Genomic DNA, 14253 nt, shown 5'->3' with positions numbered 1-14253 from the left:
CCTACCAAGACTACGGGTCGCGGGCAGGCGCCCCCATCGCGCAGCGCCGTGAGTCCGCTGACCGGCGGTCAGAGCGGTGACGGCGATCATTTAGCCTGAGGGGCAAGTGGGTAGGTCACACGCTGCGACAACAGGAGATGCGGGTGTCTTTACAGGGGTCAAGCGCGATCGAAGCGGATCGCGACCAGTGGCGCACGGCGGTCGCCGGTGTGCTCGCCAAGAGCAGTCGGCGCGAGCCGGCGGACTTGGGGCCGGAGCCCGAACGGCTGCTCGATTCCCCGACCTACGAGGGCTTCGCGATCCGGCCGCTGTACACGGGCCTCGACGAGCATGCCGAGCCCGCGCTGCCCGGCCAATGGCCGTTCATCCGCGGCGGTGACGCACTGCGTGATGTGAAGTCGGGTTGGAAGGTCGTCGAGGGATTCCCGGCCGTCCCCGGCACCGGCGTGGACACCGTCAACGGCGCGGTGCTCGTGGCACTCACCGAGGGGGCGAGCGCGCTCGCCCTGCGGATCGGCGGGGACGACGGCATCGCGCCCGCCGAACTCGACCGCCTCCTCGACGGTGTGTTCCTCGACCTCGTGCCGGTGATCTTCGAGGCCACCGATGAAGACCTGGCCGCGACCGCCGACGCGGTGCTGTCGCTCGTGGCCGGTCTGGACGACGACCAGCGCTCGAGATTGTCGATCGACCTGGGTGCCGACCCGCTGACGGCTCCACTGTCCGGCCGGCCCGCGACCGACGACGCCGACGTGCTGGGCACCGCCGCGAAACTCACCGCCTACTCGGGTGGGGTGCGTGCCGTGACAGTCGACGGCCCCGCGTTCCACAACCTCGGCGCCAGCGCCGCCTGGGAACTCGCGGGCTCGGTCGCCGCCGCGGTGGAATACCTGCGACTCCTGACCGACGGCGGGTTGACCACTCCGGATGCGTTGCGGCAGATCAGTTTCCGCTATGCCGCCGACGACGACCAGTTCATGACGATCGCCAAGCTGCGAGTCGCGCGACAGCTGTGGGCGCGGGTCGCCGAGGTGCTGGGTGCCGCCGATGCCGGGGCCGCCCGGGTCCATGCGGTGACCTCGCTGCCGATGATGACCCAGCGTGACCCCTGGGTGAACATGCTGCGCACCACACTGGCGGCCTTCTCGGCGGGGGTCGGGGGAGCCGACACCGTGCAGGTGCATCCGTTCGACGCGGCGATTCCGGGTGGCCTGGACGGGACGTCGACGAGTTTCGCCCGGCGCATCGCCCGCAACACCCAGTTGCTGCTGCTGGAGGAGTCACACATCGGCCAGGTGCTCGACCCGGCGGGTGGCTCGTGGTTCGTCGAGGATCTCACCGCGCAACTGGCCCGGCAGGCGTGGACGCATTTCCAGGACATCGAGGCGCGCGGCGGATTCGTGGCGGCGCGCGACCACATAGCGGCCCAGATCGCCGAGATCGCCGCACGGCGCAGCGCTGACATCGCGCACCGCCGTACCGCGATCACCGGTGTCAACGAGTTCCCGAATCTCGCGGAAAAGCCGCTGGCTCAAAGTGATTCAGCTTCTTCGATCGCCCGGTACGCGGCGGGCTTCGAGGCGCTGCGAGACCGCTCCGACGCATTCCTGGCCAAGACCGGGGCGCGGCCACAGGTGCTGTTGCTGCCGCTCGGCCCGCTGGCCGAACACAACATTCGCACCACGTTCGCGTCGAACCTGTTGGCCTCTGGCGGTATCGAAGCGGTCAACCCCGGCACCGTCGACGCGGCCGGAATCGCGGCCGCGGTCGCGGACGCGGGTGCGCCGTCGGTCGCCGTGCTCTGCGGAACCGATACCCGCTACGGCACCGATGCCTCGGCGGTGGTCGCGGCGGCGCGCGCCGCAGGCGTCCGCGAGGTTCTGCTCGCGGGCCCGGAGAAGGCGGTCGCCGAATCCGATGCCAAACCCGACGGATACCTGACCGCCAAAATCGATGCGGTCGAAGCGTTGTCGAACCTGCTCACCGGACTGGGGGCCTGACATGACCGCAACCACGGGATCTGAGATCCGCAGCTTCGCCGACGTACCCCTCGACGGAGACGGCGCGGCTGCCCCCGCGACGCCGGACGCGGTCGACGCGCAGGTGGCCGCCGCGGCCGCCGCGCACGGGTACGCCGCCGAGCAGTTGACGTGGGCCACGCCGGAAGGCATCGACGTCAAGCCGGTGTATGTCGCGGCGGACCGGGACGCCGTCGTCGCGGCGGGCTACCCGCTCGACAGCTTCCCGGGTGCACCGCCGTTCGTCCGCGGGCCCTATCCGACGATGTATGTCAACCAGCCGTGGACCATCCGGCAGTACGCCGGTTTCTCCACCGCGGCGGAGTCCAACGCGTTCTACCGTCGCAACCTCGCCGCGGGACAGAAGGGCCTGTCGGTCGCCTTCGACCTCGCCACCCACCGGGGTTATGACTCCGACCATCCCCGGGTGCAGGGTGACGTCGGAATGGCAGGCGTGGCAATCGATTCCATCCTCGACATGCGTCAGCTCTTCGACGGCATCGACCTGTCGACGGTGTCGGTGTCGATGACCATGAACGGTGCGGTGCTGCCGATTCTGGCGCTGTACGTCGTGGCTGCCGAAGAGCAGGGCGTGCCACCCGAGAAGCTCGCCGGGACCATCCAGAACGACATCCTCAAAGAGTTCATGGTCCGCAACACCTACATCTACCCGCCCCAGGCGTCGATGCGGATCATCTCCGACATCTTCGGCTACACCAGCGCCAGGATGCCGAAGTTCAACTCGATCTCGATTTCCGGCTATCACATCCAAGAGGCCGGGGCCACAGCGGATCTGGAGCTCGCCTACACGCTGGCCGACGGTGTCGAGTACATCAAGGCGGGGCTGGACGCCGGCCTCGACATCGACAAGTTCGCACCGCGGCTGTCGTTCTTCTGGGGCATCGGCATGAACTTCTTCATGGAGGTGGCCAAGCTGCGCGCGGGCCGGCTGCTGTGGAGCGAGCTGGTGGCCCAGTTCGACCCGAAGAGCGACAAATCGCTGTCGTTGCGCACGCACTCGCAGACCTCGGGGTGGTCGTTGACGGCCCAGGACGTGTTCAACAACGTCGCCCGTACGTGCATCGAGGCGATGGCCGCCACCCAAGGCCACACCCAGTCGCTGCACACCAACGCCCTCGACGAGGCGCTCGCGTTGCCGACCGATTTCTCGGCCCGCATCGCCCGCAACACCCAGCTGCTGCTGCAGCAGGAGTCGGGCACGACCCGACCGATCGATCCGTGGGGCGGCTCGTACTACGTCGAGTGGTTGACGCACCAGCTCGCCGAGCGGGCCCGCGCCCACATCAAGGAGGTCGCCGAGCATGGCGGCATGGCTCAGGCGATCAGCGACGGCATCCCGAAGCTGCGTATCGAGGAGGCCGCCGCCCGCACCCAGGCCCGTATCGACTCCGGCGCCCAGCCGGTGATCGGCGTGAACAAGTATCAGGTTGACGAGGATCAGGAGATTGAGGTCCTCAAGGTCGAGAACAGCCGGGTGCGCGCCGAACAGCTCGCCAAATTGCAGCAGCTGCGCGCCGATCGGGACGAAGCGGCGACGCAGGCCGCGCTCGCCGAGCTGAGTCGGGCCGCCGCGGCCACCGGTATTGCCGGCGAGGACGGATTGGGTAACAACCTGTTGGCGCTCGCCATCGACGCGGCACGGGCCAAGGCGACGGTCGGGGAGATCTCGGACGCGCTGGAGAAGGTGTACGGACGCCACCAGGCGGAGATCCGTACGATCTCGGGGGTCTACCGTGACGAAGTTGGGAAGGGCAGCAACATCGCAAGCGCTACCGAGCTCGTCGAGAAGTTCGCCGAGGCCGATGGGCGTCGGCCGCGCATCCTGGTGGCCAAGATGGGCCAGGACGGGCATGACCGCGGTCAGAAGGTGATCGCGACGGCGTTCGCCGACATCGGCTTCGACGTCGACGTCGGCTCGCTGTTCTCCACCCCGGACGAGGTGGCGCGTCAGGCGGCCGACAACGACGTGCACGTGGTGGGCGTCTCGTCACTCGCCGCCGGACACCTCACGCTGGTACCGGCGCTGCGTGACGCGCTCGCCGAGGTGGGCCGGCCCGACATCATGATCGTCGTCGGCGGCGTGATCCCGCCCGGTGACTTCGACGAGCTGTACGAGGCAGGCGCGACCGCGATCTTCCCGCCCGGCACCGTGATCGCCGATGCGGCGATCGGCCTGCTGCGCAAGTTGGCCGAGCGGCTCGGCTACCAGTTGAGCTAGGGGTATGCCTACCGTCCCCGAACTCGCCGACGCCATCCGTGCGGGTGACCGCGCCGCCCTGGCGCGGGCCATCACGCTCGTCGAATCCACTCGGGCCGACCATCGTGACCAAGCCCAACAGCTTTTGCTGCAGTTGACGGCCGATGCGGGCAAGGCACTGCACGTCGGAATCACCGGGGTGCCCGGCGTCGGTAAGTCGACGACCATCGAAGCGCTCGGCATGTATCTGATCGAGGCCGGGCATCGCGTGGCCGTCCTGGCCGTCGATCCGTCGTCGACCCGCACGGGCGGGTCGATTCTGGGGGACAAGACGCGCATGGCGCGGCTGGCGGTGCACCCCGAGGCCTATATCCGCCCCTCACCCACGTCGGGCACGCTCGGCGGGGTCGCCAAGGCGACCCGCGAGACCATCGTGTTGCTCGAGGCGGCCGGCTACGACGTCATCCTGGTCGAGACGGTCGGCGTCGGACAGTCGGAAGTCACGGTGTCGAACATGGTCGACACCTTCGTCTTCCTCACGTTGGCCCGCACCGGAGATCAACTCCAGGGCATCAAGAAGGGCGTGCTGGAACTCGCCGACATCATCGTGGTGAACAAGGCCGACGGTGAGCACGCCGTCGAGGCCAAGGGCGCCGCGCGCGAACTCACCGCGGCGATCAGGCTCATCTATCCACGCGAAACACTATGGCGACCACCGGTTCTCACCATGAGTGCGGTCGAGGGCACCGGATTGCCAGAGCTGTGGGACACGGTGCTCAAACACCGTCGGGTGCTCACCGAAGCCGGAGAATTCGACGCTCGCCGCCGTGCGCAGCAGGTCGACTGGACGTGGACGATGGTGCGCGACACCGTTCTGGACCGGTTGATGTCGCACCCCGAGGTCCGCAGTATCCGGGCCGAGGTGGAACGCCGCGTGCGCGAGGGTGAACTCACCCCGGCGCTGGCCGCACAGCAGATTCTGGACGCGGCGAACTGACGAACGCCGGTCTCGACCGCCTACGCTGATCGCAGCGACTGCGCCGAGCGAAAGGCTGGACCAACCCGAATGACGAAGTCGAGATCCCGCTTGCTCATCGTCACCGCGGCAATCGCCGCCGCGGCATTGACCGGCTGTGGCGGTGCGGCGCAGGTCGACAGCCCACCGACGGTCGCCAAAACGAAACTGCAGTCCCTGGCGAAAGCCGAGCTGGAGGCCGCCGCAGGCAAGAAGGCCAAGTCGGTCGAATGTGAGGACGGCATCGCAGGCGTTGTCGGCGAGACCCAACGCTGCGTGCTGACGGCGAAAGACGGCACCAAGATCGGGCTCACGGCGACGGTCAAGGGCGTCGAAGGCGAGGGCGAGGATGCCAACGTCAACGTCGATTTCAAGGTCGACGACAAGCCGATCGGATGACGCCGTGGCCTAGCGCGCTTAACGGATAGGTAACGCATGGAGAATTTGCCGGGGGTCCAGGTAAATTCAATAGTGTGACCGATCACAATCGGGGGCGCGGCGTGGCACTCCCAGCGGGCGTCGAGGGCGCGGCGGACCGCAGTTTCGCGTGCACCGTCCGCGGATTCGCCCAGTTGTTCCCGGGCCGCCGGTTCGGTGGCGGTGCGTTGGCGATCTATCTCGATGGTGAGCCGGTCCTCGATGTGTGGACGGGATACTCCGACCGCGCCGGAACTCTGCGGTGGACAGCCGACACCGGGGCCATGGTTTTCTCGGCGACCAAGGGCATGGCCTCCACGGTGATACACCGGCTCGTCGATCGCGGATTGATCGAATACGACACCCCGGTGTGTGCGTACTGGCCGGAATTCGCCGCGAACGGCAAGGCCGACATCACGGTGCGAGAGGTCATGCGCCACCGGGCCGGGCTGTCGCAGCTCAACGGTGTCAGTAAGGCCGATCTGCTGGACCACCGGACGATGGAAGCGCGCATCGCTGCCACGCCCGTCAATCGCCTGCTGTACGGAAAGTCCGCCTATCACGCCCTGACCTACGGGTGGCTGATGTCCGGGCTGGCTCGTGCGGTGACAGGTCAGGACATGCGGGCGCTGTTCCGGACCGAGCTCGCCGAGCCGCTGCGCACCGACGGTCTGCACCTCGGCCGGCCACCGGTCGGCGCGCCGACCCGGGCGGCTCAGATCCTCGCGCCGCAGCGCACCTGGCCCAACCAGGTTTTCGATTTCATCGCGCCGAGGGTCGCCGCGTTGGAGTTCTCCGGGTTTTTCGGGTCGACGTATTTTCCCGGCGTGATGTCGCTGGTGCAGGGGGACACCCCGTTCCTCGACGCCGAGATTCCAGCGGCCAACGGGGTGGCGACCGCGCGCGGGCTGGCCAAGATGTACGGGGCGATCGCCAACCGTGGTCGGTTCGATGGCGCCGAGTACCTCTCGCAGCGCACCGTCGCCGGGCTCACCGGCCGGCCCAGCTTGCGCCCGGATCGAAACCTTGTGGTGCCCTTGGCTTTTCATCTCGGGTACCACTCTGTGCCGTTCAGTGTGATGCCGGGATTCGGTCACGTCGGGCTCGGCGGCTCGGTCGGCTGGGCAGACCCGGCCAGCGGGCTGGCGATCGGGTACGTCCACAACCGCCTGCTGACGCCGATGGTGCTGGACATGGCCGCGTTCGTCGGCCTGAACGCCTTGATCCGAAACGATGTGGCCCGCGCGCGCAAGCGGGGTTACCTTCCCGTTCCCGAACTCGGCGCGCCCCCGTACGAAGTACCCAGGCCCGCCGCCGGCTGACGCCCGGCAGCGCGTCCAATGGGCCGCCCCGCGCTCTCCAGCGAACTAACCCCATGGCCGTCAGCCACTTGATGGGCGGCGTCCCGGCTAGTTAGTGTCCCGAACTAGTGATCTGAGTCACAGTCATTCCCAGTTTTGGGAATGACATGTCGAATGTGGGAGAACTGTCCTTCGTTAACGTGATCCAATTTGCCGTTGACGTAAATTGTGACGCGCACCACCGTTTCCGTGCGGTCCGGATGCCGCTCGGGATGGCCGGAGCGCCCACGGTCGTGACCGTCATGGGCATGGGGTCAACCATTGCGCTCAGGGTGATTTGTGACGCATCGCACCAGTTCAAGCCTCCGACTCTCACTGACGCCGTATTAGCTGCAATTGCGGCTCGTTTACCTTTCACAAAAGTAAAGAAATAATGGACAAAAGATGTAAATGATGATTACTCGACGGGATCCGATGTTTGCGCCGCCTTTGCCAGCTAACTGTCTATGTGAAGGCTATGGATATCCGGAATGGGGGCGCGAAATGGTGGTGCGACGTGCTAAGAATGGACGTCATGACAGCATGTATTGTCAGAATTGACGTCGGCTCGCCATGGCGCTAGGCATGGTATGCGGGCCTTCCTGCGCTGGTGGATCAACGCTACAGTGTTGGGCTACAACGATTTTCGCCTTGGGGGAGACGAGACAGAACGCGTCGTGTGCGGGTGGGGGGTCAAACTGGCATATCCGACGGTGTCCGGAAGATAAGCGTGTAGGGGGCGCCTGATCGTCACTTTTGCGATCAGATGTTTCCAACATCGTGGCTGACCGAAGCGTTACGCTACGCACGCGAGTTGGCAACAACTCCTGACTGGATACGGGCATCCGGTAGCGTGCGTCGATGCAGACGTAGCGAACATTTTTCCGCGTTTTATGTTGTCCATCGATGCTTTGCCCATCGATCACATCGAAAGAGGTGAGCCGACTTGGCCGATACTTCTGTCACCCCGATTGCCGTGATCGGTATGGCCTGTCGGCTGCCGGGTGGGATCGAGTCTCCCGATCAGCTGTGGGAGGCGCTGCTGCGGGGTGAGGACCTCGTCACCGAGGTTCCGTCCGACCGCTGGGACGTCGAGGAGTATTACGACCCCGAACCGGGGGTCGCCGGCCGCTCGGTCTCCAAATGCGGTGCGTTCCTGGATGACGTCGGCGGGTTCGACGCCGACTTCTTCGGCATCAGTGAACGCGAAGCCATCGCCATCGACCCGCAGCACCGGGTGCTGTTGGAGACCGCATGGGAGGCCGTCGAACGGGCCGGGTTCGATCCCGCGTCGCTGGCCGGTTCCAAAACCGGCGTGTTCGCCGGCGTGACACACAATGACTACGCCTACCTCGCGGCCGACACCGGCTCGCTCGAGGGGCCGTACGGCTTCACCGGCACGAGTTTCTCGCTGGCGTCAGGCCGGATCTCCTATGCGCTCGGTGCGCACGGGCCTGCGGTGAGCGTCGACACCGCGTGTTCATCGGGGCTCACGGCCGTGCACCTGGCCTGTCACAGCCTCCTCGACGGGGAAAGTGACCTCGCCTTGGCCGGCGGCGTGTCGGTGTTGCTTGAGCCGCGTAAGGCGGCATCCGGTTCAGCGGCGGGGATGTTGTCCCCGAGCGGGCGCTGCCGTGCCTTCGACGTCGGCGCCGACGGGTTCGTCTCCGCCGAAGGCTCGGTGGTCGTGGTGCTCAAACGACTGGCCGACGCCCAGCGCGACGGCGACCGCGTGCTCGCCGTGATCCGCGGGGTCGCGAGCAATCAGGACGGCCACACGGTCAACATCGCAACCCCCTCGCGCGATGCGCAGGAGTCGGTCTACCGAGCGGCGCTCGACGTCGCGGGTGTCGACGCGGCGACGATCGGCATGGTCGAGGCTCACGGCACCGGAACCCCGGTCGGCGACCCGCTCGAATACGCCAGTGTCGCCGCGGTGTACGGAACGGCCGGTCCGTGTGCGCTGACCTCGATCAAGACGAACTTCGGGCACCTGCAATCCGCGGCGGGCACGCTCGGTTTGGTGAAGGCCGTGCTGGCCGTACAGCACGGCGTCATTCCGCAGAATCTGCACTTCACCGCGCTGCCCGACGAGATGGCCGCAGTGCAGACACAGCTGTTCGTGCCACAGGAGGCGACGAAGTGGCCGACCAACGGCGGTCAGCCGCGTCGCGCAGCGGTGTCGTCCTACGGTCTGTCCGGTACGAACGTGCACGCCATCGTCGAGCAGGCGCCCGAGGGTTCCGCGGCCGACACCGCTCCCGCGCCGCAGGCACCGGCCGTGCCGATGGTCTTCCCGATCTCGGCGAGCTCGCAGGAGGAACTGCGCCGGACCGCAAGGCAGCTCGCCGAATGGGTGACGGCCAAGCGCGTCGGTACGGCCGAAGGGCCCGCGTTGTCAGATTTGGGATACACCCTGTCGCGCAGGCGGGGCCACCGCACGGTCCGAGCGATGCTCACCGCGACCGACGCGGATGAGCTGGTGGCCGCACTCAACGAGGTCGCAGACGGCGACACCGTCAGCGAACCGGCGGTCGGCCAGGGCGACCGGGGTCCGGTCTGGGTCTTCTCCGGCCAGGGTTCGCAATGGGCCGCGATGGGCAGCGAGCTGCTCGCCAAAGAGCCGGTGTTCGCGGCGACGGTCGCGCAGCTGGAGCCGTTGATCGAAGCCGAGTCCGGGTTCTCGGTCACCGAAGCGATGTCGGCCGCCGAGACGGTCACGCGAATCGACCGCATCCAGCCCACCATCTTCGCCGTGCAGGTCGCCCTCGCGATGACCATGAAGTCGTACGGTGTCGTGCCGGGCGCGGTCATCGGCCACTCGATGGGCGAGGTCGCGGCTGCCGTGGTGTCCGGTGCGCTCTCCCTCGCCGACGGCGTGCGCGTCATCTGCCGTCGCTCCAAGCTGATGCTGCGGCTCGCCGGTGGCGGAGCCATGGCGTCCGTCGAACTTCCTGCCGCGCAAGTGCTTTCGGAACTCGCGGCGCGCGGCATCTCGGACGTCTCCCTGGCGGTGGTCGCCTCTCCGCAGTCGACCGTGCTGGGTGGCGACGCGGAGTCCATCCGCAACCTGGTCGCCTCGTGGGACGAACGCGGTGTCATGGCACGCGAGATCGCGGTCGACGTGGCATCGCACTCGGCGCAGGTCGATCCGATCCTCGACGAATTGGGTGAACAACTCGAAGAGCTCACGCCGAGCGCGCCGACGGTGCCGTATTACTCGGCGACGTCCTACGATCCGCGCGACGTGGTCGAACTCGACAGCTGGTATTGGGCCGACAACCTGCGCCACACGGTGCGATTCGCGGCAGCGGTCCAGGCCGCACTCGAGGACGGTCACCGAGTCTTCGCCGAACTGTCGCCGCATCCTCTGCTCAACCACGCCGTCGACCAGACGGCCCGCAGTCTCGACATTCCGCTCACGGTGCTGGCCGCGATGCGGCGCGAGCAGGAGCTTCCGTTCGGGCTGCGCGGCCTGCTGGCGGACCTGCACTGCGCGGGCGCCGCGGTCGACTTCTCGGTGCTGTATCCCGATGGCCAGGTGACCGACGCGCCGCTGCCGACCTGGACCCATCGCCAGTTGCTGCTCGACCGCGACGGCCATGAGAGCGGTCGAGGGGCCGCCAGCGTCGTGGTTCACCCCTTGCTCGGCTCGCACGTCGTGCTGCCCGAAGAGCCCGAACGCCACGTGTGGCAGGGCGAGGTCGGCATCGACGCGCAGCCATGGCTGGCCGATCACCAGGTGCACAACGTCGCGGTCCTGCCCGGCGCCGCGTACTGCGAGATGGCCCTGGCCGCCGCGCATACCGTGCTCGGTGACGCCGGCGAAGTCCACGACATCACGTTCGAGGAGATGCTGCTGCTCGACGAGGAGACACCCGTGTCCGCAGCGGCCGCGGTGATCTCCGAAGGCGTTGTCGACTTCGCCGTGCAGACCTACCGCTCCGGTGAGCTGACCCAGCGGGCCACCGCGACGCTGCATGCGGGTGCGGCGGGCGAAGACGCCCCGGTCCGCGACATCGATGCGCTTCGCGACGCGCATCCCGAACGGGTCGAAGGTGAGGATCTGCGTTCGGCGTTCCAAGCCGCAGGCGTCCATCACGGTGCGGCGTTCGCCGGGCTCGCGGCCGCCCATACCGGCGACGGTGGCACCGTCCTCGCCGAGGTCGCGCTTCCCGGCCCGCTGCGCTCGCAGCAGGGCGGCTACGGCGCCCACCCGGCCGTGCTGGACGCGTGCTTCCAGGCCGTGGTGGCCGATGCCGGCGTGCAGGCCGTGGCCAACGGCAGCCTGCTGCTGCCGCTCGGCGTGCGCCGGTTGCGGTTGCACAACACGACCCGCCACGCGGCGTTCTGTCTGGTGCGCGTCACCGGCACCGACGCGTCCGGCGTCGAGGCGGACCTCGAGGTGCTGGACGAGAACGGCACGGTCCTCGTCGAGGTCGAGGGTCTGCGGCTCGGCACCGGCATGTCGGAGAGCGGCCGCGCCGACCAGGTGCTCAACGAACGTTTGCTGACGATCGACTGGCTGCAGCGTGATGTGTCGGAACCCGAGCACGACCAGCCGGGCGTCTGGTTGGTGATCGACCGGGGTGCCGATCGGGATGCCTTGAGCGCCAACCTCGTCGCGGCGCTGAAGGCAAAAGGCGCCGATTGCACCGTGGTGCCCTGGACCGACGCGGACAAGCAGGCGACCGCGAGCCAGATCGCCGCGCTGCGCGACGAAGCGCTCACCGGTGTCGTGATCGTCGCGGGCCCGGCATCGGCCGAGGTCGACTGGCAGACCTGCCGGCGGGGCGAGCAGTCCGTGCACGATCTGGTGCACATCGCTCAGGCGCTCGTCGACGCGCACGGTGAATTGCCTCGGATGGTCGTGCTGACCCGCAATGCGCAGCAGGTGACGGACGGCGACGTCCTCAACATGGAGCAGGCGGCATTGCGCGGCCTCATGCGAGTCATCGCGATGGAGTATCCGCACAGTCGGGTCACCCAGGTCGACATCGATTCCGAAACCGATGTCGAGTTGGTGGCCAAGCAGGTGCTCAGTGACTCCGCGGAAGACGAAACCGCTTGGCGCCGAGGCAAATCGTATGTGGCGCGGCTGTGCCCGGCGCCGCTGCAGGCCGACGAGCGGCTGGGCAAGGTGATCGACAACGACCGCGAGGGCACGCGCCTGCAGGTACGGAATCCGGGTGACCTGGAATCCCTGGAACTCGTGTCCTTCGATCGGGAAGCACCGGGCCCCGGACAGATCGAGGTTGCGGTCAGCACGTCCAGCATCAACTTCGCCGACGTCCTCGTCGCATTCGGGCAGTGCCCGAGCTTCGAGGGCCGGCTGCCGGAGCTCGGAACGGATTTCGCGGGCGTGGTGACCGCAGTCGGACCGGGCGTGACGCGACACAAGGTCGGCGACCGCGTCGGCGGCGTGTCCGGCAACGGTTGCTGGGGCACGTTCGTCACGTGCGATGCCGACCTGGCCGTCACCCTGCCCGACGGTCTGTCCGAGGCGCACGCGGCCGCGGTGGCCACGGCCGCGGCGACCGCGTGGTACAGCCTGCACGACCTGGCCCGGATCACGGCAGGCGACAAGGTGTTGATCCACTCGGGCACCGGTGGCGTTGGCCAGGCCGCGATCGCGATCGCCAAGGCCGCAGGCGCCGAGATCTACGCCACCGCAGGCAGTGACCAGCGGCGGCAGCTGTTGCGCGACTGGGGAATCGAGCACGTCTACGATTCGCGTTCGGTGTCGTTCGCCGAGGAGATCCGCCGGGACACCGACGGGTACGGCGTCGACATCGTGCTCAACTCGGTCGTGGGCCCGCTGCAACGCGCCGGCATCGAATTGCTGGCGTTCAACGGGCGATTCGTCGAGATCGGCAAGCGCGACATCTACGGCGACACCAGGGTCGGGCTGTTCCCGTTCCGGCGCAACCTGACCTTTTACGCGGTGGACCTGGCGTTGATGTCGGTGACGCATCCCGGGATCATGCGGTCACTGTTGGAAAAGGTCTTCCAGCTGACCGCCGACGGGTACCTGCCGATGCCGCGCAGCACGCACTACCCGCTGGCCGATGCGGCCACCGCGATCCGGGCGATGGGCGGTGCGCAACACACCGGCAAGCTCCTGCTGGACGTGCCCCGTACCGGTCAGAGCACGGTCGTCGTTGCGCCCCAAGATGTTCCGGTGTTCCGGGAGGACGGCTCCTACATCCTCACCGGTGGTCTCGGCGGTCTCGGCCTGTTCCTCGCCGAGAAGATGGCCGCCGCGGGCTGCGGCCGGATCGTGCTCAGCTCCCGCAGCCGGCCGAGCGCGCAGGCGCTCGAGATCATCGAGTTGATCCGTGCCGCGGGTGGCGACATCGTGGTCGAGTCGGGTGACATCGCCGAGGACGGAACAGCCGAGCGGCTGGTCGAGGCCGCGACGGCCACCGGGCTGCCGCTGCGCGGTGTCGTGCACGCTGCTGCTGTCGTCGAGGACGCCACGTTGACGAACATCACCGACGACATCATCCAAAGGGACTGGGCGCCAAAGGTGTACGGCGCCTGGAACCTGCACGAAGCTACGGCGTCGCTGCCGCTCGACTGGTTCTGCGTGTTCTCGTCTGCCGCGCCGCTGGTCGGTTCGCCCGGGCAGGGTGCGTACGCCGCGGCCAACAGCTGGCTGGATGCGTTCACCTTCTGGCGGCGGTCGCAGGGGCTGCCCGCCACGACGATCGCGTGGGGCGCCTGGGCCGAGATCGGCCGGGGTGTCGCGATGGCGGCGGGGGACAACTCGATCGCACCCGACGAAGGCGCCTACGCCTTCGAGTCCCTGCTGCGATATGAGCGTGCATACACCGGATACGCACCGATCATGGGCGCGCCGTGGCTCGTGGCGTTCGCCGAACGGACCCCGTTCGCCGAGATGTTCAAGTCGGCCGCGCAAAGTGGGCCACAGGGATCGAAGTTGCGGGCCGAACTGAACACCCTGCCTGCCGAGGAGTGGCCGACACACCTGCGTCGGGTCATCTCCGAGCAGGTGAGCCTGCTGCTTCGCCGTGCGGTCGATCCGGACCGTCCGCTGCCGGAATACGGACTGGATTCGTTGGGCAACCTCGAACTGCGCACCCGGATCGAGGCGGAGACCGGTGTGCGCATCAACTCGATGGACATCACGACCATCCGGGGCCTCGCCGATCACCTGTGTGAGCGGCTCGCCGGCCAGGAACCTGCCACGGCGGCTTCGTGATCGCCCTCGGCAGTGGGGAA

General features: G+C 67.7%; 6 protein-coding genes. All 6 read left to right on the top strand.

Going from position 1 to position 14253, the window contains the following annotated elements:
• The first annotated feature begins 137 nt into the window (after nucleotides 1-137).
• A complete protein-coding gene (gene mutA, locus ACOI2T_RS18915; protein ID WP_409504804.1) occupies nucleotides 138-2000 on the top strand; it encodes a methylmalonyl-CoA mutase small subunit in 1863 nt (620 codons plus the stop codon).
• Nucleotide 2001: 1 nt separating this feature from the next.
• Nucleotides 2002-4257 carry a methylmalonyl-CoA mutase gene (gene scpA / locus ACOI2T_RS18910; protein ID WP_421874037.1) on the top strand — a complete coding sequence of 752 codons (2256 nt, stop codon included), beginning with the start codon at nucleotides 2002-2004 and terminating at the stop codon, nucleotides 4255-4257.
• A 4-nt stretch (nucleotides 4258-4261) separates the two neighbouring features.
• On the top strand, nucleotides 4262-5233 hold the full coding sequence (meaB, locus tag ACOI2T_RS18905) for a methylmalonyl Co-A mutase-associated GTPase MeaB (protein WP_409504805.1): 972 nt from the start codon (nucleotides 4262-4264) through the stop codon (nucleotides 5231-5233).
• 69 nt (nucleotides 5234-5302) lie between these two features.
• Complete coding sequence (locus tag ACOI2T_RS18900) at nucleotides 5303-5650, top strand: DUF4333 domain-containing protein (protein WP_409504806.1); 348 nt, start codon at nucleotides 5303-5305, stop codon at nucleotides 5648-5650.
• Between the two features lie 74 nt (nucleotides 5651-5724).
• Entirely contained in the window at nucleotides 5725-6990 is a 1266-nt protein-coding gene (lipL, locus tag ACOI2T_RS18895; protein ID WP_409504807.1) for an esterase/beta-lactamase LipL, read from the top strand.
• Between the two features lie 1003 nt (nucleotides 6991-7993).
• Nucleotides 7994-14233, top strand: a complete 6240-nt coding sequence (gene pks2 / locus ACOI2T_RS18890; protein WP_421877352.1) for a sulfolipid-1 biosynthesis phthioceranic/hydroxyphthioceranic acid synthase — start codon at nucleotides 7994-7996, stop codon at nucleotides 14231-14233.
• The last annotated feature ends 20 nt before the right edge of the window (nucleotides 14234-14253 follow it).

The sequence above is a fragment of the Mycolicibacterium wolinskyi str. Jessa 2025 genome (genome assembly GCF_049241375.1).
GTDB lineage: Bacteria > Actinomycetota > Actinomycetes > Mycobacteriales > Mycobacteriaceae > Mycobacterium > Mycobacterium wolinskyi.
The sequence above is the reverse complement of the archived record's forward strand: the minus strand, read 5'-3'. Positions and strand labels throughout refer to the sequence as shown.

Bases quoted from the DNA above. Each gene is read 5' to 3' on its own strand.
- mutA (WP_409504804.1), top strand. From the start codon at position 138: ATGCGGGTGTCTTTACAGGGGTCAAGCGCGATCGAAGCGGATCGCGAC.
- scpA (WP_421874037.1), top strand. From the start codon at position 2,002: ATGACCGCAACCACGGGATCTGAGATCCGCAGCTTCGCCGACGTACCC.
- meaB (WP_409504805.1), top strand. From the start codon at position 4,262: ATGCCTACCGTCCCCGAACTCGCCGACGCCATCCGTGCGGGTGACCGC.
- ACOI2T_RS18900 (WP_409504806.1), top strand. From the start codon at position 5,303: ATGACGAAGTCGAGATCCCGCTTGCTCATCGTCACCGCGGCAATCGCC.
- pks2 (WP_421877352.1), top strand. From the start codon at position 7,994: ATGGCCTGTCGGCTGCCGGGTGGGATCGAGTCTCCCGATCAGCTGTGG.